23 protein-coding genes are annotated in these 20,482 nt (G+C 40.0%); 17 read left to right on the top strand and 6 right to left on the bottom strand.

Annotated features, from left to right (window positions below; translation table 11 throughout):
* Positions 1 to 27: 27 nt before the first annotated feature.
* From hflK to rplI, 11 genes are all read left to right on the top strand, one after another.
* Positions 28 to 1,305, top strand: coding sequence for an FtsH protease activity modulator HflK (gene hflK, locus H1225_RS17160; protein ID WP_072064579.1), 1,278 nt, complete (start codon positions 28 to 30; stop codon positions 1,303 to 1,305).
* A 2-nt stretch (positions 1,306 to 1,307) separates the two neighbouring features.
* On the top strand, positions 1,308 to 2,312 hold the full coding sequence (gene hflC, locus H1225_RS17165; protein WP_006535753.1) for a protease modulator HflC: 1,005 nt from the start codon (positions 1,308 to 1,310) through the stop codon (positions 2,310 to 2,312).
* Between the two features lie 186 nt (positions 2,313 to 2,498).
* Positions 2,499 to 2,669 (top strand): hypothetical protein, encoded by a 171-nt coding sequence (locus tag H1225_RS17170; protein ID WP_164525857.1) that lies wholly within the window; start codon positions 2,499 to 2,501, stop codon positions 2,667 to 2,669.
* 102 nt (positions 2,670 to 2,771) lie between these two features.
* Positions 2,772 to 4,070 carry an adenylosuccinate synthase gene (locus tag H1225_RS17175; RefSeq protein WP_006535751.1) on the top strand — a complete coding sequence of 433 codons (1,299 nt, stop codon included), beginning with the start codon at positions 2,772 to 2,774 and terminating at the stop codon, positions 4,068 to 4,070.
* A 427-nt stretch (positions 4,071 to 4,497) separates the two neighbouring features.
* Entirely contained in the window at positions 4,498 to 4,926 is a 429-nt protein-coding gene (gene nsrR / locus H1225_RS17180; protein ID WP_036914714.1) for a nitric oxide-sensing transcriptional repressor NsrR, read from the top strand.
* Positions 4,927 to 4,965: 39 nt separating this feature from the next.
* Positions 4,966 to 7,455: a ribonuclease R gene (rnr, locus tag H1225_RS17185; protein WP_115065035.1), complete on the top strand. Its 2,490-nt coding sequence runs from the start codon at positions 4,966 to 4,968 to the stop codon at positions 7,453 to 7,455.
* Positions 7,456 to 7,544: 89 nt separating this feature from the next.
* Positions 7,545 to 8,288 carry a 23S rRNA (guanosine(2251)-2'-O)-methyltransferase RlmB gene (gene rlmB, locus H1225_RS17190; RefSeq protein ID WP_006535748.1) on the top strand — a complete coding sequence of 248 codons (744 nt, stop codon included), beginning with the start codon at positions 7,545 to 7,547 and terminating at the stop codon, positions 8,286 to 8,288.
* 162 nt (positions 8,289 to 8,450) lie between these two features.
* Complete coding sequence (rpsF, locus tag H1225_RS17195; RefSeq protein WP_006535747.1) at positions 8,451 to 8,849, top strand: 30S ribosomal protein S6; 399 nt, start codon at positions 8,451 to 8,453, stop codon at positions 8,847 to 8,849.
* 8 nt (positions 8,850 to 8,857) lie between these two features.
* Complete coding sequence (gene priB / locus H1225_RS17200; protein ID WP_006535746.1) at positions 8,858 to 9,178, top strand: primosomal replication protein N; 321 nt, start codon at positions 8,858 to 8,860, stop codon at positions 9,176 to 9,178.
* A gap of 4 nt (positions 9,179 to 9,182) precedes the next feature.
* A complete protein-coding gene (rpsR, locus tag H1225_RS17205) occupies positions 9,183 to 9,410 on the top strand; it encodes a 30S ribosomal protein S18 (RefSeq protein WP_000135199.1) in 228 nt (75 codons plus the stop codon).
* Positions 9,411 to 9,450: 40 nt separating this feature from the next.
* Positions 9,451 to 9,900: a 50S ribosomal protein L9 gene (rplI, locus tag H1225_RS17210; RefSeq protein WP_023583606.1), complete on the top strand. Its 450-nt coding sequence runs from the start codon at positions 9,451 to 9,453 to the stop codon at positions 9,898 to 9,900.
* An 82-nt stretch (positions 9,901 to 9,982) separates the two neighbouring features.
* Here rplI and H1225_RS17215 read toward each other — a convergent pair whose 3' ends face one another.
* Together H1225_RS17215 and H1225_RS17220 are read right to left on the bottom strand one after the other, a co-directional pair.
* Complete coding sequence (locus H1225_RS17215; protein WP_161727337.1) at positions 9,983 to 10,645, bottom strand: LysM-like peptidoglycan-binding domain-containing protein; 663 nt, start codon at positions 10,643 to 10,645, stop codon at positions 9,983 to 9,985.
* A 53-nt stretch (positions 10,646 to 10,698) separates the two neighbouring features.
* A complete protein-coding gene (locus H1225_RS17220) occupies positions 10,699 to 12,393 on the bottom strand; it encodes a hypothetical protein (RefSeq protein WP_239739319.1) in 1,695 nt (564 codons plus the stop codon).
* 235 nt (positions 12,394 to 12,628) lie between these two features.
* On the opposite strand from H1225_RS17220, the gene H1225_RS17225 reads away from it, so the two are divergent.
* The 3 genes from H1225_RS17225 to zinT are packed head-to-tail and all read left to right on the top strand — an operon-like array spanning position 12,629 to position 13,665.
* A complete protein-coding gene (locus H1225_RS17225) occupies positions 12,629 to 12,877 on the top strand; it encodes a type B 50S ribosomal protein L31 (protein WP_072064574.1) in 249 nt (82 codons plus the stop codon).
* Between the two features lie 10 nt (positions 12,878 to 12,887).
* A complete protein-coding gene (gene ykgO / locus H1225_RS17230) occupies positions 12,888 to 13,013 on the top strand; it encodes a type B 50S ribosomal protein L36 (RefSeq protein ID WP_006535739.1) in 126 nt (41 codons plus the stop codon).
* Positions 13,014 to 13,017: 4 nt separating this feature from the next.
* Complete coding sequence (zinT, locus tag H1225_RS17235) at positions 13,018 to 13,665, top strand: metal-binding protein ZinT (RefSeq protein WP_072064573.1); 648 nt, start codon at positions 13,018 to 13,020, stop codon at positions 13,663 to 13,665.
* A 138-nt stretch (positions 13,666 to 13,803) separates the two neighbouring features.
* On the opposite strand, the gene H1225_RS17240 is transcribed toward zinT, so the two are convergent.
* Positions 13,804 to 15,252 (bottom strand): NAD-dependent succinate-semialdehyde dehydrogenase, encoded by a 1,449-nt coding sequence (locus H1225_RS17240; protein WP_109847958.1) that lies wholly within the window; start codon positions 15,250 to 15,252, stop codon positions 13,804 to 13,806.
* 274 nt (positions 15,253 to 15,526) lie between these two features.
* Here H1225_RS17240 and H1225_RS17245 point away from each other — a divergent pair, with 274 nt between their 5' ends.
* Positions 15,527 to 16,147 carry a BamJ family beta-barrel-assembly machinery protein gene (locus H1225_RS17245; RefSeq protein WP_239739320.1) on the top strand — a complete coding sequence of 207 codons (621 nt, stop codon included), beginning with the start codon at positions 15,527 to 15,529 and terminating at the stop codon, positions 16,145 to 16,147.
* A gap of 142 nt (positions 16,148 to 16,289) precedes the next feature.
* Entirely contained in the window at positions 16,290 to 17,030 is a 741-nt protein-coding gene (cysQ, locus tag H1225_RS17250) for a 3'(2'),5'-bisphosphate nucleotidase CysQ (RefSeq protein ID WP_006535732.1), read from the top strand.
* A gap of 53 nt (positions 17,031 to 17,083) precedes the next feature.
* On the opposite strand, the gene H1225_RS17255 is transcribed toward cysQ, so the two are convergent.
* A complete protein-coding gene (locus H1225_RS17255) occupies positions 17,084 to 17,644 on the bottom strand; it encodes a YtfJ family protein (protein WP_161669366.1) in 561 nt (186 codons plus the stop codon).
* Between the two features lie 282 nt (positions 17,645 to 17,926).
* Between H1225_RS17255 and H1225_RS17260 the strand changes: the two genes are divergently transcribed.
* Positions 17,927 to 18,133: a DUF1107 domain-containing protein gene (locus H1225_RS17260; protein WP_006535730.1), complete on the top strand. Its 207-nt coding sequence runs from the start codon at positions 17,927 to 17,929 to the stop codon at positions 18,131 to 18,133.
* A 79-nt stretch (positions 18,134 to 18,212) separates the two neighbouring features.
* Here the strand turns inward: H1225_RS17260 and paeA are convergent, their stop codons facing one another.
* Both paeA and msrA read right to left on the bottom strand, forming a co-directional pair.
* Complete coding sequence (paeA, locus tag H1225_RS17265; protein WP_072064569.1) at positions 18,213 to 19,598, bottom strand: polyamine export protein PaeA; 1,386 nt, start codon at positions 19,596 to 19,598, stop codon at positions 18,213 to 18,215.
* 150 nt (positions 19,599 to 19,748) lie between these two features.
* Positions 19,749 to 20,375 carry a peptide-methionine (S)-S-oxide reductase MsrA gene (gene msrA, locus H1225_RS17270; protein WP_202608833.1) on the bottom strand — a complete coding sequence of 209 codons (627 nt, stop codon included), beginning with the start codon at positions 20,373 to 20,375 and terminating at the stop codon, positions 19,749 to 19,751.
* Positions 20,376 to 20,482: the final 107 nt, after the last annotated feature.

Here is a 20,482-nt window from a genome sequence, read left to right on the forward strand (position 1 = left end):
ATCTAATCATAATAATGGAGCTAGAACATGGCGTGGAATCAGCCCGGTAACAACGGACAAGACCGCGACCCGTGGGGTAACCGAAACAGCGGCAATAATAATGGCGATGGTAACGGTAACTCCAACGGCAATCAAGGAGGTCGGAATCGTGGAGCATCAGATCTCGATGATATGTTCCGTAAACTGAGTGAAAAACTTGGTGGTTTCGGTGGTAAAAAAGGTGGGAACTCCTCTTCTGGGCAAAATGGCGGGCCTCGTGGTAATGCTGGAAATCTTTTGATTTCTCTTGCATTAGGTGCGGTTGTCGTAGTTTGGGCTGCAAGTGGTTTTTATACCATCAAAGAGGCAGAGCAAGGCGTAGTGACTCGTTTTGGTAAATTTTACCAAATCGTTGAACCCGGTCTGAACTGGAAACCGACTTTTATTGATGAAGTTCAGCCTGTTAACGTAAAAACTATCCGTGATTTAACTACGGGTGGCATGATGTTAACGTCAGATGAAAACATGGTTCAAGTTGAGATAAACGTGCAGTATGTTGTCTCTGATCCAGAAACATTCCTGTTTAACCTGACAACACCAATTAACAGCTTAGGTCAGGCAACTGACAGTGCTGTACGTGGTGTTATTGGTCGTTCAGAAATGGAAAAAATTCTGACCTCAAACCGTTCAGAAATTCGTGACCAAACACGTCAAGAATTAGAAGAGACTATCCGCCCTTATAACATGGGTATCTCGATTGTGGACGTCAACTTCCAAGTTGCGCGCCCACCAGAAGCGGTAAAAGCAGCATTTGATGACGTAATTGCGGCTCGTGAAGAAGAACAAAAAACAATTCGTCAAGCTGAAGCTTATAAAAACGAAGTGTTACCGTTAGCAAAAGGTAACGCACAACGTATGATTGAAGAAGCGACGGCTTATAAAACCAGTGTGGTGATGAAAGCAGAAGGTGAGGTAGCAAGTTTTGCTAAAATCTTACCTGAATATCGTGCTGCTCCTGAAATTACTCGCGAGCGTCTTTACATTGAAACGATGGAAAAAGTGCTATCCAAAACACGTAAAGTCATCGCTAATGATAAAGGCAACAGCATGTTAGTGCTACCTTTAGAGCAAATGCTACGTCAGCCATCTCATACGGGTGTATCAAAAACCCCTGAGGCGCCGGCTCGTATCAACACACCCGCTCCAACTGTAAATCCAACACCGACACAAAAACCAGCAACAACGACTTATGGTAATGGTGGATATGGTAGTAGTAATAATGGCGGTTATGGTCAGCCTTACGGCAATAATCAAGGAGGACAATAATCATGCGTAAAGTTATCGCTGTTGTTGCAGTTATTATTTTAGCGTTGTTGTACTCTTCTGTATTTGTCGTTCAACAGTATGAGCGTGGCATTATTTTACGCTTTGCGAAAGTGGTACGTGATGCTGAAAATAAACCGGTTGTTTATGAGCCAGGTCTTCACTTTAAAATTCCATTTATTGAGAATGTGAAAAAACTGGATGCGCGTATTCAAACTATGAATATCCAGCAAGACCGCTTCTTATCCGGTGAGAATAAAGACTTATTAGTTGACTCTTATCTGAAATGGCGTATCAGTGACTTCAGTACTTACTATCTGGCAACAGGTGGTGGTAATACAACGCAAGCTGAAACTTTGCTGCGTCGCAAATTTAGTGACCGTTTACGTTCAGAAATTGGTCGTATGAGCGTAAACCAAATTATTACAGATTCTCGTGGTCGTTTAACCATTGATGTTCGTAATGCACTGAATGAAGGTACACCTTCTCGTGATACAAGTGCTGCTGATGATGCTATTGCTATTGCAGCGAAGAAGGTAGCTGAAGAAACTAAAGGTCAAGCTCCCGCTATCAATATGAACAGTATGGCGGCATTAGGTATTGAAGTGATTGACGTTCGTATCAAGCAAATCAACTTACCTATGGAAGTTTCTGAGGCGATTTATCAGCGTATGCGTGCAGAACGTGAAGCTGTTGCTCGTCGTCACCGTTCACAAGGTCAAGAGCAAGCTGTGAAAATTCGTGCTGCTGCGGATAAAACCGTAACAGAGACACTTGCTGAGTCTGAGCGTGAATCTTTACGTCTTCGCGGTGAAGGTGATGCCCAAGCAACTAAACTGTTTGCTGATGCATTCAGCCAAGATCCAGACTTCTATGCCTTTATTCGTAGCTTACGTGCTTATGAGAAAAGCTTTAACCAAGATGGCAATGACGTCATGGTATTAAGCCCAGATAGCGATTTCTTACGCTATATGAAAGCACCAACAAAAGCGCGAGCGATTGAAGAGTAATTTCCAAACGTATTAAACCGTTTGAGTAAATTATAAAATCCTCCATCTTTAAAAAGTGGGGGATTTTTTTTTGGATATTAATAAGTTAATGCTAATAATCAAGCTAAGAAATAAATAATTGTGCATAAAAAGATGAAAATTTATGCTTAATGGTTTCCAAAATGGTTTTAGCTGGGATAGTATAAAGTGAAAATTGCATTTCAAGATAAACCTTCGGCAATTCCGAAGCGTCTTCTTCGCCATTTTCACTTTTATGTCACTCTGCTTCCTATTTTTGCGATCAAAACTGTTGATGAAAGTCACAATATGTTTGTGGTGCGGATTTTTCGGGCAAAAATATTGACAATGGCAAGATAATCTATTGCTTAAAAGCGGGGATGACATAATTAGATAAAATCTACTGTAACTCTTGATTTGAGATGGTAGAATCCTTTTTTAAGCAACCGAGTGTATTTTGAAATGAGTAATAACGTTGTCGTATTGGGCACCCAGTGGGGTGACGAAGGCAAAGGCAAGATAGTCGATTTGCTGACAGAACGCGCTAAGTATGTTGTTCGCTACCAAGGTGGCCATAACGCAGGCCACACTCTAGTCATCGACGGTGAAAAAACCGTTCTTCATTTGATCCCATCAGGCATTCTCCGTGAAAATGTTGTTAGCATCATAGCAAACGGTGTCGTGTTATCACCGGAAGCGCTGATGAAGGAAATGACCCAACTTGAAGATCGTGGCATTCCTGTTCGCTCTCGTTTACTTCTGTCTGAAGCTTGCCCATTAATCCTTCCTTATCATATCGCATTAGATAATGCGCGTGAGAAAGCGCGTGGCGAGAAAGCTATCGGTACAACAGGCCGTGGTATCGGTCCAGCTTACGAAGATAAAGTTGCTCGTCGCGGTTTACGTGTTGGCGATCTGTTTGATAAAAAAGCGTTTGCACAAAAACTCAAAGAAATCATCGAATACCATAACTTCCAACTGGTTAACTACTACAAAGTTGAACCTGTTGATTACCAAAAAACCTTAGACGATATCATGGCAATCGCTGATATTCTGACAGGTATGGTTGTTGATGTTTCTGACTTACTGTACAAAGCAACACAAAACGGTGAGTTAGTGATGTTTGAAGGTGCACAAGGTACTTTATTAGACATCGACCACGGTACTTATCCGTATGTAACCTCTTCAAACACAACCGCAGGTGGTGTAGCAACAGGTTCAGGTTTAGGCCCTCGTTATGTTGGTTACGTATTAGGGATCATCAAAGCTTACTCTACTCGTGTAGGTGCAGGTCCATTCCCAACTGAATTGTTTGATGAAGTGGGTGACTTCTTACGTGAGAAAGGCCAAGAGTTTGGTGCAACCACGGGTCGTAGCCGTCGTACTGGTTGGTTAGATATCGTCGCTATTCGTCGCGCTGTTCAAATCAACTCACTGTCTGGTTTTTGCATGACGAAACTGGATGTGTTAGATGGTTTGAAAGAAGTGAAACTGTGTGTGGGTTATCGCTTACCAAACGGTGAAGTCATTGATACAACACCTTTAGCTGCTGATGAATGGGAAGGTATCGAGCCTATCTATGAATCAATGCCAGGTTGGAATGAAAGTACTTTTGGTGTGAAAGATCACGCTCAACTGCCACAAGCGGCGCTGAACTACATCAAACGTGTAGAAGAGTTAACAGGTGTTCCTGTTGATATCGTTTCTACTGGTCCAGACCGTTCAGAAACAATCATTCTCCGTCATCCATTTGATGCATAATCTGCATTAAATTCGTTTGATGTGAAAATCGTCCCTGAAAATGACAGGGGCGATTTTTTCGTATCTGTTTGTTGGTTAAATTGAGATAAAAATACGCGTTACACATATAAGATAAGACAGCTTTACACTCGGTTTTGCTTCTGTTTTATCCGTAATGCGTAAAAACAATAAGACAATGTTATTGTTGTAATGCCAGAAATAGAAAAGCGATCTGTTGAAAATCGACAGTATCGCTTTTTCTTTGCCTATGATGTCGCTATTATTTTGTTAGTAGTCAAGTGAGAGATGGAAATAACTCACTTTTGAGCATATCTTTGCTAAATGTCCAAAAATTAAACATAATATTGCTTAATAAAATGATATTCTCATTACTAATTACTTATCCCTTAACGACTTTAATAGGGAAAACCACTTTTCAGAGGTCATTGTGCAATTAACCAGTTTTACAGATTATGGATTGCGGGCATTGATATATATGGCTTCATTGCCAGAAGGCAAAATGACGAGTATCACGGAAGTGACACAAGTCTATGGTGTCTCGCGTAACCATATGGTGAAAATTATTAATCAACTTAGCCACTTAGGTTTTGTTGAGGCTATTCGTGGTAAAAATGGTGGGATCCGTTTAGGTAAGCCTGCAACAGACATCATTGTGGGTGAGGTTGTTCGTGCTTTAGAGCCACTTTCATTAGTAAACTGTAGTGCTGAGTTTTGCCACATTACCCCTGCGTGTCGACTAAAACTGGTCTTGAATCAGGCAATTGAGCAGTTTTTGAAAGAGTTAGACCGTCACACACTCGCTGAGCTAGTTGAAAATAATAGCTCCTTATATAAATTGTTATTAGAAGATGTTTGAGTCTACTATTTCATCAAATCTGATAGCTTGGAGGTCATAATGTCAAAAGATCCTTTTCAGGATAGAGAAGCAGAAAAATACGCCTCTCCAATTGCTAGTCGCGAATATATTTTAGAAGAAATGAAAAAACGCACGGCACCCATGAGCCGTGAAGATTTAGCACAGGCGTTAAAAATTTCAGGTGAAGAAGACTTAGAAGCATTACGTCGTCGTTTAAGAGCGATGGAGCGTGATGGTCAATTAGTTTTTACCCGTCGCCAGTGCTACGCGTTACCTGAACGCCTTGATTTATGGAAAGGAAAGGTAATTGGTCACCGTGATGGTTATGGTTTTTTACGTGCAGAAGGTCAAAAAGATGATCTTTACCTTTCACAAGATGAAATGAAAAAAACCATGCATGGCGATGTTATCCTTGCTCAACCTTTAGGTATGGATAGAAAAGGGCGCCGTGAAGGTCGTGTTGTTCGCGTGATTGAACCACGAAATAATCAAATTGTAGGTCGCTATTTTATTGAGTCAGGTATGGGATTTGTTGTACCTGATGATAGCCGTTTAAGCTTTGATATTCTTATTCCTAAAGAAGATATCATGGGTGCACGTATGGGTAATGTGGTGGTGGTTGAAGTCACTACAAGACCAACGCGACGAACTCAAGCCGTAGGTCGTATTGTCGAAATTTTAGGTGAGACGATGGGAACGGGTATTGCCGTCGAGATCGCATTACGTACCCATGAAATTCCTTACACTTGGCCTGCAAAAGTCACAAAAGAAGTCGCTGATTTAAAAGAGGAAGTGCCTGAATCTGCCAAAGAAGGCCGTGTTGATTTACGTGGTTTGCCTTTAATCACAATTGATGGTGAAGATGCACGAGATTTCGATGACGCTGTTTATTGTCAACGTAAAAAGGGTGGCGGCTGGCGTTTATGGGTTGCAATTGCTGATGTTAGCTACTATGTGCGTCCACAGACGGCATTAGATGCAGAAGCGCGTAGTCGAGGAAACTCTGTTTATTTCCCTTCTCAAGTCGTACCGATGTTGCCAGAAGTTCTGTCTAATGGATTATGTTCATTAAACCCACAAGTTGACCGTTTGTGTATGGTCTGCGAGATGACGGTTTCTGAGCAAGGGCGCCTTTCTTCTTATAGATTTTATGAAGCAGTGATGAGTTCTCATGCTCGAATGACCTACACCAAAGTGTGGAAAATTATTCAAGGTGATGAAGAACTACGTGCGCACTATAAGCCTATCGTTAAAGATATTGAACATCTATATGAGTTATACCAAGCGCTTGATAAAGCGCGTGAGCAACGTGGTGCGATAGGGTTTGAATCTGAAGAAGCGAAATTTATCTTCAATGCAGAGCGTCGTATTGAACGTATCGAGCCTGTTGTTCGTAACGATGCACACAAATTAATTGAAGAGTGCATGATCTTAGCGAATATTGCTGCAGCTCGTTTTGTTGAGAAGAATGAAGAACCTGCACTTTATCGTATTCATGATAAACCGAAAGAAGAAAGCGTACTGAATTTACGTTCAGTCTTTAATGAATTAGGTTTAACGTTGCCAGGGGGCTTAACGCCAGAGCCAGCAGATTATGCGCGAGTCATGAAAGAGGTTGAAGACAGACCTGATCGTGAAATGCTACAAACCATGATTTTGCGCTCAATGAAGCAGGCGATTTACGATCCTGAAAACCGTGGGCACTTTGGTTTAGCATTAAAATCTTATGCGCACTTTACCTCACCAATTCGTCGTTATCCTGACCTAGCTTTGCACCGTGCAATTAAATATCAAATTGCCAAACAAGAAGGCCATGGCTCACAGCGTTGGACCCCAACAGGTGGCTACCATAGTGATATGGACACCATGTTGCAATTAGGCGAGCACTGTTCTTTAACTGAACGCCGTGCTGATGAAGCAACAAGAGATGTGGCTGATTGGCTGAAATGTGACTTTATGCTGGATCAAATTGGTCAACAATTTACCGGTATAATCACCAGCGTAACGGGCTTTGGTTTCTTTGTTCGTTTAAATGATCTGTTTATTGATGGTTTGGTACATGTTTCTACATTAAATAATGATTACTATCAATATGATAATGTGGGGCAGCGTTTAATTGGTGAGTCCTCAGGACAAGTCTATCGCCTTGGTGATGAAGTTGAAGTTAAAGTTGAAGCAGTCAGTATGGATGAACGTACTATCGATTTCTCCTTAATTTCAACAACACGTACCGCGCGTAACCCGGGTAAAACAGCACGCGTTCGCGGGTTAAAGGGTGAAAAAGACAAGAGAAACGCAAGTTCTAGTAAGTCTCGACGTCGTGATGCAAGTAAAGATAAAAACTTTGAGCCAGATAGCGCCTTTAAAAAAGGAAAATCAGCTAAAAGTAATGCAAACAAAGACAGCGCTGTAAAAGACCAAGTTGCTAAAGATAAAGCAAGCAGTAAACGCAAGAAAGCATCATCACAAACCAAAAAGATAGAAGCAAAGCTTAAAGCTAAGCGCGCTGCCAAACGCGATAAAGCATAAGATTTGTTCTTCTAGTTCTTTTTTAAAAGGCGGAGACTCCGCCTTTTATCTGTTTTGTGCCTTTTATTTTTTAATGAGTAAGTACCGCTATGAGCGAAGAAATTATTTATGGTATTCACGCAGTAAAAGCATTGCTTGAGCGTGATCCTGCACGTTTTAAAGAAGTTTATGTATTAAAAGGGCGTGAAGACCGCCGTTTAACTCCCGTTATTCATGAATTAGAAGCCCAGGGGATTTTAGTTCAAGTGGCTAATCGTCAGTGGTTAGATAGCCAAACAGAGGGTGCTGTTCACCAAGGTATTATTGCAAAAGTGAAACCAGGTCGTCAGTATCAAGAACAAGATTTACCTGACTTATTAGCTAAAGTCGGTACACCTTTCTTATTAGTGCTAGACGGTGTTACTGATCCCCATAATTTAGGGGCTTGTTTGCGTAGCGCAGATGCTGCGGGTGTACACGCTGTTATCGTACCTAAAGATCGTTCTGCACAATTAAATGCAACAGCGAAAAAAGTGGCTTGTGGTGCAGCAGAAAGCGTTCCTTTAATTAAAGTGACTAACCTTGCTCGTACATTACGTTTCCTGCAAGAAGAGAATGTTTGGATTGTCGGCACAGCAGGCGAAGCAGATCATACTTTATATCAAAGCAAACTTACTGGCCCAATGGCATTAGTGATGGGTGCTGAAGGTGAAGGTATGCGTCGTTTAACACGTGAGCATTGTGATGAACTGATCAGTATTCCAATGGCGGGTACGGTGTCTTCGCTCAACGTTTCTGTCGCAACTGGTGTTTGTTTATTTGAAGCGATGCGCCAGCGTATTATTGTGAAATAATCGTTTAGTTTATTTTATTCTCTATACTCCCTTGAGTTTTATTGACCGTGGGGGTATAGTTACGCGTCAATTTTTTCAGTCACAACTAAACAAGTTCCTTGCCTCCATGGGTGGTGACTGACCCTGACAGGAGGCTGATAAATCCGTAAGGAGCAATATCAAATGCGTCATTACGAAATCGTTTTTATGGTTCATCCTGACCAGAGCGAACAAGTTCCGGGCATGATCGAGCGTTATAAAACCGCTATCACTAATGCAAATGGTCAGATCCACCGTCTAGAAGACTGGGGTCGTCGTCAATTAGCTTATCCAATCAACAAACTGCACAAAGCACACTACGTTCTGATGAACGTTGAAGCTCCGCAGGAAGTGATTGATGAACTGGAAACTACTTTCCGTTTCAACGATGCCGTTCTCCGCAACATGATTATGCGTACTAAACACGCAGTAACTGAAGCTTCTCCAATGGTTAAAGCAAAAGACGAACGCCGTCGTGATATCGCTGATGACCTAGATGGTGAAGAAGAAGTTGATGATGTAGCAGAGGATTCTGAAGAGTAATTAGTGCTGTGACGGCTAATAATCATTTGGTGCTAACTGGCACAGTGTGCAAAGCATTAATACGAAAAGTTAGCCCCGCTGGGATCCCGCACTGTCAATTTGTTATTGAACATCGTTCAATACAAGAAGAGGCGGGATTAAAAAGACAATCATGGTGCCGAATGCCCATTATTGCTAGCGGGAAAGCGTTACAAGCAGTTACTCACAGTATAACGGTCGGCAGCCAAATCACCGTTTCAGGATTCATTAGTAGCCATCAGGCGCGAAATGGATTATTTAAATTGGTGCTTCATGCCGAGCAGATTGAATTGATAGATTCTGGAGACTAGCCATATGGCACGTTATTTCCGTCGTCGTAAGTTCTGCCGTTTCACAGCAGAAGGCGTACAAGAGATCGATTATAAAGATATCGCTACGCTGAAAAACTATATCACTGAAAGTGGTAAAATTGTACCAAGTCGTATCACCGGTACTCGTGCAAAATACCAGCGTCAGCTGGCTCGTGCTATCAAGCGCGCACGCTACCTGTCTTTATTACCTTATACTGATCGTCATCAGTAATAGGTATATAGTCCATTAATGACTTGTAGAGGATAAGGTAATGCAAATTATTCTGCTTGATAAAGTAGCGAATCTAGGTAGCCTGGGTGATCAGGTTAACGTAAAATCGGGCTATGCTCGTAACTATTTAATCCCACAGGGTAAAGCTGTTTCTGCGACTAAGAAAAACATCGAGTTTTTCGAAGCGCGTCGTGCTGAGTTAGAAGCTAAATTAGCTGAAACTTTAGCAGCAGCTGAAGCTCGTGCAGCGAAGATCAATGCACTGGGTTCTGTCACTATCAGCTCTAAAGCGGGTGACGAAGGTAAACTGTTTGGTTCAATCGGTACTCGTGACATCGCTGATGCAGTAACTGCAGCTGGCGTTGAAATGTGTAAGAGCGAAGTTCGCCTGCCAAATGGCGTTCTGCGTACTACTGGTGACCACGAAGTTCACTTCCAAGTTCACAGTGACGTATTCGCTGAACTGAATGTTATCATCGTTGCTGAATAATCTCTGATTAAACAGTTAATGTTGATAAAGAAAAACGCCAGCTTAGCTGGCGTTTTTTTTGGGGAGAATAAATGCTCTTCTACTATGGTGTACGGTAATAACTTCCATCACTTAAACGAGTGTAAGTGATAACAGTACCGGCGCTATTTGTCACTTCTAGCATGCTAACATCACCTTGCGGATTGCGCTGTAAACGAATAGTTTGCCCTGAGCGCAATTGGCTTAATGATTTTTGTTGGTCTTCTGATTTCGCCATAGAAAATGCATCATTGACAGGAAGTTGATTGTCTCTAAAAAGTTGCGCTAAGGTTTGTCCTTCTTTGATAGTGTAAGTTTGCCATGTTTTTTGCGCTGGTGTTGATTGAGTGTCTTGTGGTGGCGTCGTTTGAGCAACCGTTCCCACAGGATCATTTTCCGTTGGGTTATCTATTGATGAAGAAACCTCTGGATCGGCATTTAAGCTATCTTGTGCTTGAGGGATCGGTGCTTGATACACCGGATCATTGGTAGGCGCTATTGGTACAGGAAGATCATGCGTCGATGATGACGGTTGAGGTGGCTCACCATTATTTTCACTTGTTGGCCAAAAAAACACGACCAATAAAGCAATAGCAATAACGAGTATTGCTCGACGATGTAAGCCAGGGAATTTGCCCATATTCACCTCATTATTGATCTGTGAATCAGTATTATGAATTGCTGTAACATCTTTTTTATTCCTTGTAGCCATACTAGCACGAACCATGATCCTAACCTGCTCCCTGAATTCTTTTCAGAATTATCTATTCGCTCTAACCATTAATGTTCTTCATTTCCTTGATGGTTAACTAAAAATAGCTTCATACGTTGATAAGCATTTTTATCGGTTTCTATGGTTAAGGCTTGTGTTAATTCACCATAAAGATCATGAGGTAATAATGTGTCAGACCATGTTGAAAGAACATTCAGTGCCATATTTCTATCACGCAATATTGGGCTATGTAACTGCCGTTTGATGAGTGACCAGCCGATACCGGGAAAACCACCAAGATCTTGCATAATATATTCAACGGCATGATGAGACTGATATTCAGAGTAGATAGTTATTAATGGATCATCTGTGCTATCTAATGCTGTTAATGCAATTTGTTGTTCTGCAAGTTTGACTACTCTTTCTATTTTATGAGAAGCATCTGTTTGCATTAACTGATGCCACCAATCAGCATTGGGATTATCTTTTTGCAGTGAAAAAAGCAATTCCCAAATATCAAGACGAAGAGATTTTGCTACCAAACTTGCTTGGTAATTTTTTGAGCGGGAGGGATGTTGTAATGCTTCAACAATGAGTGTTGACCACTCTGGTTTTTGAATAATATTTTGTGAAACAGACATAATTTGCTGTTGGACGTGGTCATCCCATCCTAATGTTTCGAGTAATAACCAATCTTCACCACTATTCTGTACAAAATCAGCGATTTCACAAACACAATGAAGCAATTTTAGCTCTTTCGGTGGCAGTGCATCGACTTGTGAAATAAACGCTTTGCAAACGTGGACACCCTCAATGTAATCATAAATATCTTTTGCTGGGCCACCATTAATTAATGCACGCAATAAATCACTACAACCTAGTAGCAGTGTGTTATCCAAAGGATGCGTATGAAGCATCTCTAATAGTTTGCCTTTCGTTACACAGTCATAGGCGACATATTCTGTCATTACATTATTTTTATAGCCTTCAGTGAGTAACCAATAACGGTTATTTACCGAAAGTGCTGTTGGCAGATATTCAATAAATTGAATACGTCCCCAGCCTTTGGTTCGCTGACCAAGGGAATATAAAAAAGGCTCAAACTCTTCGCAAGAAAGACGCTGTTTTAGTGAGCGGATAGCATAAAGTGTAAATTCAGGATGAAGAGCAAACAATAAAAGCAAATGTTGAGAAGTATTATCATGAAATGATCTTAACAATCCTAAAGCGATTTTAACGGGATTTTTATCAGGGCTCAGTTTTAAGATCCATAAGATCAACTGAAAATAGATCTCATTTTTAACCAGTACTTCATCTTGTTCTATTTGGTCGATCAATTGGGATAGATAAGTTATCGGGGCGAGTTTATCCTGACAGGCTATTGCATAAAAAGAAGTGATATGATCTTTATCGGGTAAAAGCACAACATGTTTGATTGCGTTATAGAGTGAGAGGACAAATTCCTCACATGATTGTTGTGAAGGTTGCTGTTCGATCGCGCGACCTATCCGTTGATGCAGAATAATGCCTTCGCGAGCACCTGCTGACCAACTGAAAGGAATAGATTCATTATTTGATTTTTCTTTTAAGTGACTTTCTGACAATAGATTTAATTCATCAGGTAAAGGCACATCGCCTATTTCATAAGGAGTTAATAGTGAAAAAAGCGAAGGGGTAGAAGTAGGAAAAACATTAGGAAAGTCTATATGACGATCAATAGACAGAAGTGACTTACTGAAAAGCTTATCGCGCCAATGAGTCATAATAAATCCTATTTGTTTTTCCATCTTAGTATAACTTTAGCGGAAAATAGGAAAACTGGATAAAAAAAGCCAAAAAATCCATTTATATCACTTAAAAAATCCCTCTCAAAAGCATACTTTCTTTCTTGAAATAGAAAAACAAATCAAAAAAAACTGGTCAATAAAATAAAAAAGCGCTACATTAGCACAATTCTAATTTGTTACAATATAACATAACAAACAAATGGGGTTTATTATGAAACTAGGTATTCACCCTCAATATCGAACAGTGATTTTTCATGACACTAGTGCAGATGCTTATTTTAAAGTGGGTTCAACCATCCAAACGGAAAAAACAATAGAGTATGAAGGGCAAATATACCCTTATGTGACATTAGATGTTTCCTCTCAATCACACCCATTTTATACCGGTAAACAAAAGACACATTCTCAAGAAGGTAATGTGGCACGTTTTAATAAACGTTTTGGTCAATTTATTAAGTAAGGAAGAGATAATGCAGGTATTAAGCTCATTAAAAAGTGCTAAACAACGTCATCCAGATTGTAAGGTTGTGCGTCGCCGTGGTCGTCTTTATGTGATTTGTAAGTCAAATCCACGTTTTAAAGCAGTTCAGGGGTAACATCATGCAAAGACCGATACTTTCTTGTGTTTTGATTATGGGACTATTGAGTAGTGCGATGTCTGTTTTGGCTCATGGGCATCATCATGAAAAAGTACAAACACAATCACAACGAGATGCTGCTAATGGTATTTTTGAGGATAAGGATGTGCTTGATCGCCAACTCAGTGATTGGGAAGGTGTATGGCAATCTGTAGAGCCTTATCTTCTCAGTGGCGAATTAGATGAGGTTTTACAGAAAAAAGCAGAAACCAAAAAGGATAAAACGGTTGAGGAGTACCGCGCTTACTATACACAAGGCTATAAAACGGATGTGGATATGATTGGTATTGAAAACAATATTATTGAGTTCCATCGTGGTGAGAACGTAGATAGCTGTGAATATCACTATGATGGTTATCGTATTCTACATTATGAGTCTGGTAAAAAAGGAGTACGTTATCTTTTTCGCTGTGATGATGCCAAAAGCCAAGCGCCCAAATTTATTCAATTTAGCGACCACATTATTGCACCAGAGAAAGCGGGGCACTTCCATTTATATATGGGCAATACATCGCAAGATGAATTACTTAAAGAGCTAAGTAACTGGCCAACATATTACCCTTATTCAATGAAAGCAGATGATATTGTTCACGAAATGCTTTATCACTGATAACTTATTGATAAGAATATTGGGCTGACATCTTATACCCTTGGTTATTATCGAGGGTATTTTTCTTTAAAAATAATGATAAAAAAGGAAAAAGCAGTAGCATCCATGCTGACTTACTTTTATAAATAGCGTTAAAGATTATAACCCTTGGCAGAGGTACTTCATTTCCATATAGTCTTCAATCCCGTGCTCAGAGCCTTCACGACCTAAACCTGATTGTTTGATACCACCAAATGGTGCAACTTCATTAGAAATTAACCCCGTGTTAATCCCCACCATGCCATATTCTAAATTTTCAGCAACGCGCCAAATACGCTGTGGATTTTCACTATAAAAATAAGCAGCTAAGCCATAAATGGTGTTATTGGCTAAATGTACCACTTCATCTTCATGTTCAAAAATCACTAAAGGTGCGACAGGGCCAAATATTTCTTCTTCAAGAATATGGCTATCAGTAGGTACATTACCAACAACAGTAGGCTGGAAAAAGTTTTCACCTGCGTTATCACTTTCTCCACCACAAAGCAGTGTTGCACCGCGTTTTAGTGTGTCAGCAAGTAATGATTGTGATTTCTCAACGGCTTTGCGGTTAATCAGAGGTCCAATAGAGACACCTTCTTCAAAACCATTTCCCACTTTAAGTTTTTTAACCGCATCAACAAAGCGCTCGCTAAATTTTTGATAAACATCTTTATGAATATAAAAACGGTTAGCGCAAACACAAGTTTGTCCTGCATTACGGAATTTTGCCCCCATAGCACCTTCAACCGCTTTATCAATATCAGCATCGTTAAACACGATAAAGGGTGCATTACCACCTAACTCTAAAGAGACTTTTTTTACGCTATCCGAGCACTGGCGCATTAATAAACGTCCAACCCCCGTAGAGCCTGTAAAACTTAATTTGCGAACACGGTTATCAGAGGTAAAGACTTCGCCAATTTTAATCGCATCACCTGTGACAATATTAATAACACCGGCGGGGATACCCGCTTGAGCCGCTAATTCAGCTAAAGCTAGTGCAGTATAAGGTGTTTCATTGGCAGGTTTAATCACCATTGTACAACCCGCAGCTAATGCAGGCGCGGCTTTACGGGTGATCATCGCCGCCGGAAAATTCCAAGGCGTGATGGCGGCACAAACGCCGATACCTTGTTTGATCACCATCAAACGTTTATCCGCAGAAGGTGAAGGAATGATTTCACCGTTGGTTCTTTTACCTTGTTCAGCAAACCACTCAATAAAAGAAGCCGCATAAGTAATTTCACCTTCAGCTTCAGCAACGGGTTTGCCTTGCTCGAATGTCATTAATTCAGCAAGTTTTCTTTTGTTTTCAATAATTAATTTAAACCAATTTTGCAACAATGCTCCGCGCTGATGTGCTGTCAGTGCACGCCATTTTGGTAAGGCTTTTTGTGCAGCATCAACAGCCATTATTGCTTCTTGTGTTGCCATATTGGGTACGGTACCCAGTAAAGTACCCGTGGCAGGATCGATAACATCAACAGTTTCGTTGTTTTTAGCATTACACCACAGACCATCAATATAGCCTTGTTCGCGGAAATAGGGATTTGCAGTTATTTTCACTTAATACCTCTCTGAACATCTCTGTATATTGATATTTAGCTCTGGATTAACAGAGCTAGGCAGTTTTATGCCTACGTATAAGTATATGCCTGTGTTGCGATGTTGTGAAAATAAGTATGACAAATCACACTAAAAAAGTACTAAAGACAGGATAAATAGAGTCAATTATTTAGGTTTTTAACGAATAATCCCCATTACTTAAGGCTGAAGGTTTACGCTGTACCTTACCACTGTTATTCTTGGATCTAACTTTCATAAAAAACAGGTATTTTTCATGTCAAAACCATCATTTGATTCTACCGAATCACAGGCAAGTTACGGTATTGGTCTGCAAGTCGGTCAACAACTGACTGAATCAGGTCTTCAAGGATTAGAGCCCGCAGCACTGTTAGCTGGCTTGACCGATGCATTAGAAGGTAATGCACCTTCTGTACCTGTTGAAACATTACACAATGCCTTACGTACTATGCACGAGCGTGCGGAAGCTGTGCGTCAAGAACGCCAAGCAGAGCTGGCTGATGCTGGTAAAGTTTTCTTAGAAGAAAATGTGAAAAATGAAGGTGTTCAAGTTACAGAATCGGGCTTACAGTACAAAGTGCTGACAGCCGGTGAAGGTGCAATCCCTGCGCGTACTGATCATGTTCGTGTTCATTACACGGGTCGTTTAATTGATGGTACTGTGTTTGATAGCTCAGTTCAACGTGGGCAACCAGCTGAATTCCCAGTAAATGGTGTTATCGCTGGCTGGATTGAAGCATTAACATTAATGCCAGTTGGTTCAAAATGGGAATTATATATTCCTTACCAATTAGCTTATGGCGAACGTGGAGCTGGGGCGGCTATTCCTCCATTCGCAACATTAGTATTTGAAGTAGAATTATTAGAAATTTTATAATTTCTTATTCTGCTGTAAATCAGAGTAAAAAAATAGCCGGTTTTGCCGGCTATTTTTGTCTCTGGACTAAAATGAATAGACAGTAGGATAATTGATTTTTATAAGAGATGTTATCTACTTATAGAAATAAGCGAGGTGCATTATGTTAGAACAAGTCAGCAAATTAGCCCGCCAAGCAGGTATGGCGATAATGCAAATTTACCAGCAATCAGAGCCTATCCAAGTACAGGAAAAAAGTGATAATTCACCTGTTACAGAAGCAGATTTAGCCGCTCACCAAATTATCAAACAAGGACTTGCTTCTATTGCTCCTGATATACCTCAATTATCTGAAGAAGATCCACCTGAATGGGAAGTTCGCCGTCATTGGGATCGCTATTGGCTAATTGATCCATTAGATGGCACTAAAGAATTTATCAGTAAAAATGGTGAATTTACGGTAAATATCGCTTTAATCGAAAAGGGTATTCCGGTTTTAGGGGTCGTCTATGCACCAGTGCAAAATGTGTTATATGCGGCTGCCAATAAAAAAGCGTGGAAAGAGGAGTGTGGTCAGCGATTACCCATTCATGCAAGTCGTGCTGAGCCACCCGTGATCGTGATTAGTCGTTCTCATCAAGATGATGAATTAAAAGAATATTTATCACAGCTAGGTGAACATCAAACGGTCGCCGTTGGTTCATCTTTGAAGTTTTGTTTAGTCGCTGAAGGTAAAGCACAGCTTTATCCTCGCTTTGGACCTACGCATACATGGGATACTGCAGCAGGCCATGCTATTGCGATTGCAGCTGGCGCCCATGTTACGGATTGGAAAGGGGTAACGTTAGATTACTCGCCAAAAGAGTCGCTAATAAATCCGGGATTTCGAGTCTCTATCTTTTAGTACCGCTTTATGAAATTGGAGCCCTTTGTTTTAGAAGGGCTCTGATTCAGAAATTATTCTTTAATTAAGTCGTTGATGAGGTTGATAGCAGACGTAATTTCCGCGCCGCTTAATACGCCTTCTTTGACGAAACGGACTTTGCCTTGTTTATCTAAAACAATAATCGCTGAACTCTCTTTTTCTAATCCCCAGCCTTTTAATGCTGCGCCATCGGCATCAACAATAAATTGTGACCAAGGAAATTCTTTTTTACTGTCTTCAACGCTGCCACGAACGAATGGGCCTGTGCCAAATACAGCATCGTCAGTATTAATAATCGTTGTAGTTTGATAACTGGCATGTGGGAATTTAGCTAGTTTTACCGCTTCAATAAACGGCGCATTCATCTCTTTCGCTTTGCTACGTCCTGCTATATGTTGAACAGTACGCACTTTTCCACTGAGCAGACCACTATTCCAATTTTGGTAGCTAAACTTATCTTTGGTTGTGTCATAAAGTAGCTCACCTTTATCATTGATTGTAACAGCGGGAAGGATTGTATTTTCGGTGATGTTATGTGCGAATGCCCATGTGGATGTACTAAGTAAAAGAGCAGCTAAGGTTATTTTGTGCATAGCCATTGTCCTATTATTGAAATCGACGTTAGATTCTATCTAAGCATAGAAGCTAGTGAAGAATAATACCTCATCACTGATACATTTATTTAACATTGAGTGGGTAAAATAATGCGCATGCTATCTTTATTTATATTCTTTACTGTCAATAAATGTAAAAATAGATAAGAAAACTAAATAAGTGGAACCTAGTACTTATAATTAGGTCTTTAAATTTGATATATAAAGATAAGTCTTTATGACTTATTAAACTCAACAACGAGCATGGGAGACAACTGAAAGATGAAAATCTTCAATCGCTATAACCCTGAAAAAATTGCTCTCTACGTTAAGACGTTATTTCGTGGACGGTTTTATATCAAAGGAATGGGTGCATTTGAATTCGATTACGGTAAAATTTTATTACCAAAAATAAGAGATAAGCTACATTTTAATGTCATGAGTGAAGTGAACCAGCAGGTCGTTTTACTGAAAGCAGAAATGGGCTAACTTTTATCTGATAGATAACTGAGTCTTTTTTTCTAATAATTTAGATAAGACTCAGTTATTAATTACAAATCGTTACTAACTAATTAGCTACTTTATCATTCTCATTTTTTTGAGTATCTACTTCTGTTGTAGTCGTCTGTGTAACAGGAACATGTTCTTGTAAAACAGGTTTAACAGGAGGGATATCATCAATTTTTGTTACAAGCAATTGATCTATTTTGTAATTATCAATATCGACAACCTCAAACTTATATCCTGAAAACTTCACATAATCAGTACGTTTAGGAATTTTACGTAAACGATACATCATAAAACCAGCGATTGTTTCGTAGTTACTTGAATCAGGGAAATCGTCGATATCAAGTACACGCATCACATCATCAATTGGCGTACCGCCTTCAACTAACCATGAATGCTCATCACGGCTCACAATTTGTTCTTCTTGTCCGGGTCCAATCAAATCACCCATTAAGGTTGTCATCACGTCATTTAGTGTAATAACGCCCATTACCATGGCGTATTCATTAAGGATAATGGCAAAGTCTTCACCGGATGTTTTAAAGCTTTCCAACATATCTGAAAGCGTTAATGTGTCAGGAATAATCAGCGCTTTACGAATATGAACACCTTCATTGAGATTTAGGCTTTGTCCGTTAATAACGCGATTAAGAAGCTCTTTAGAATCTACATAACCAATAATATGGTCAATATCCCCTTCACAAACTAAAAATTTAGAGTGGGGCTGAGTAGCAATTTTTTCTTTGATATCATTTTCAGTCTCTTCACGATCAAAATAGACTACATCTTCTCGTGGTGTCATTGCGGATGGTACAGTACGAGATTCTAATTCAAAGACATTTTCAATCAACTCATGCTCTTGTTTACGTAAAACCCCAGCAACAGCACCGGCTTCTACAATGGCAAAAATATCATCAGAAGTGATGTCTTCATTTCTGACCATTGGGATTTTAAATAACTTGAAGATGAGATCTGCCATACCATTAAATAACCACACCAAAGGGCGGAAGAAAGCAAGGCAGAAACGCATTGGATTCACAATTCTTAATGCGATAGCTTCAGGCTTAATCATACCAATACGTTTTGGGGTTAAGTCAGCCAGCAAAATAAACATTGATGTGACAATAATAAAAGAACAGATAGATCCAAGCTGTTGGGCGAGAGGCTCTTCAAAAAATTGTAGGTAGAAACTTTTTAGTGAAGGGGAGAATGCAGACTCACCAACGATACCCGCTAAAATGGCAACAGCATTTAATCCTATTTGAACGACAGTAAAAAACATGCCTGGCATTTCTTGCATTTTTAAGACGCGGGCAGCGTTAATATTGCCTTCATCAACAAGTTGTTTGAGTTTAATTCGACGAGAAGCAGCAAGAGAGATTTCAGACAGCGAAAAAAAGGCGCTGATAGCACAAAGCAAAAGCACAATGAGTAAACTATTAAGCATATAAGGCTCACATCACCCCGAGTATTTAATCCAAAGGGTAATACTAGAGTGTTAAAAATAGAAGATAAATCAATATATTGTGATGAAATTATTCACAAAGATAGATAAGAGGGCGAAATTATATCATCGCCCTGCTATTTTCTGCTAGTGTTACTTTTCGGGTGGAAAACAGATACCTATCCCGCCTAATCCACAGTAACCTTGTGGTTTTTTGTATAAATATTGCTGGTGGTAATCTTCAGCAAAATAAAAAGGACCCGCTGGTTGTATTTCTGTCGTAATTTCCGTTGTTGCGCCTTGGGCATTCATCGCTTGTTGATAACGTTTTTTGGACTCAATAGCTTGCGCATATTGCTCTGCATTAACTGTGTAAATTGCCGAGCGATATTGGCTACCAATATCATTACCTTGGCGCATACCTTGTGATGGATTATGATTTTCCCAAAAAAGAGCCAGAAGTTGTTGGTAGCTAATTATTGCGGGGTCAAAAACAACTCTCACCACTTCACTATGACCCGTTAAACCTTGGCAAACTTGTTGGTAGGTAGGATTTTCTGTTACACCACCGCTATAACCCGCACTTGTTGAGTAAACGCCCTGTTGTTGCCAAAATAGACGTTCAACCCCCCAAAAACAGCCCATCGCAAAATAAGCAATATCCATATTAGCTGGAATATCATTAATAGAATGCCCATTTACTGCATGATTAGCAGATATTTCTAATGGTGTCGAAGTACCCCTTAAGGCATTCTCTGGTTGGTAAGGTTTATGTTGCAAGGTAGACTCCAATTTGTATATTTGTAAACGCTTTACTATGGTAAAGATTTAATATTGTTATAAACTAAATCTACAATAAAGCTTAAGATAGTTTGTCGTCAATTCAT

Origin of the sequence: Proteus penneri (assembly GCF_022369495.1) — a bacterium.
GTDB classification, from domain to species: domain Bacteria; phylum Pseudomonadota; class Gammaproteobacteria; order Enterobacterales; family Enterobacteriaceae; genus Proteus; species Proteus penneri.

Excerpts from the sequence above, each read along its gene's own strand:
- hflK (WP_072064579.1), top strand. The coding sequence starts at position 28 with ATGGCGTGGAATCAGCCCGGTAACAACGGACAAGACCGCGACCCGTGG.
- hflC (WP_006535753.1), top strand. The coding sequence starts at position 1,308 with ATGCGTAAAGTTATCGCTGTTGTTGCAGTTATTATTTTAGCGTTGTTG.
- H1225_RS17175 (WP_006535751.1), top strand. The coding sequence starts at position 2,772 with ATGAGTAATAACGTTGTCGTATTGGGCACCCAGTGGGGTGACGAAGGC.
- rnr (WP_115065035.1), top strand. The coding sequence starts at position 4,966 with ATGTCAAAAGATCCTTTTCAGGATAGAGAAGCAGAAAAATACGCCTCT.
- rlmB (WP_006535748.1), top strand. The coding sequence starts at position 7,545 with ATGAGCGAAGAAATTATTTATGGTATTCACGCAGTAAAAGCATTGCTT.
- rpsF (WP_006535747.1), top strand. The coding sequence starts at position 8,451 with ATGCGTCATTACGAAATCGTTTTTATGGTTCATCCTGACCAGAGCGAA.
- rpsR (WP_000135199.1), top strand. The coding sequence starts at position 9,183 with ATGGCACGTTATTTCCGTCGTCGTAAGTTCTGCCGTTTCACAGCAGAA.
- rplI (WP_023583606.1), top strand. The coding sequence starts at position 9,451 with ATGCAAATTATTCTGCTTGATAAAGTAGCGAATCTAGGTAGCCTGGGT.
- H1225_RS17215 (WP_161727337.1), bottom strand. The coding sequence starts at position 10,645 with ATGGTTCGTGCTAGTATGGCTACAAGGAATAAAAAAGATGTTACAGCA.
- H1225_RS17220 (WP_239739319.1), bottom strand. The coding sequence starts at position 12,393 with ATGACTCATTGGCGCGATAAGCTTTTCAGTAAGTCACTTCTGTCTATT.
- H1225_RS17225 (WP_072064574.1), top strand. The coding sequence starts at position 12,629 with ATGAAACTAGGTATTCACCCTCAATATCGAACAGTGATTTTTCATGAC.
- ykgO (WP_006535739.1), top strand. The coding sequence starts at position 12,888 with ATGCAGGTATTAAGCTCATTAAAAAGTGCTAAACAACGTCATCCAGAT.
- zinT (WP_072064573.1), top strand. The coding sequence starts at position 13,018 with ATGCAAAGACCGATACTTTCTTGTGTTTTGATTATGGGACTATTGAGT.
- H1225_RS17245 (WP_239739320.1), top strand. The coding sequence starts at position 15,527 with ATGTCAAAACCATCATTTGATTCTACCGAATCACAGGCAAGTTACGGT.
- cysQ (WP_006535732.1), top strand. The coding sequence starts at position 16,290 with ATGTTAGAACAAGTCAGCAAATTAGCCCGCCAAGCAGGTATGGCGATA.
- H1225_RS17255 (WP_161669366.1), bottom strand. The coding sequence starts at position 17,644 with ATGCACAAAATAACCTTAGCTGCTCTTTTACTTAGTACATCCACATGG.
- H1225_RS17260 (WP_006535730.1), top strand. The coding sequence starts at position 17,927 with ATGAAAATCTTCAATCGCTATAACCCTGAAAAAATTGCTCTCTACGTT.
- paeA (WP_072064569.1), bottom strand. The coding sequence starts at position 19,598 with ATGCTTAATAGTTTACTCATTGTGCTTTTGCTTTGTGCTATCAGCGCC.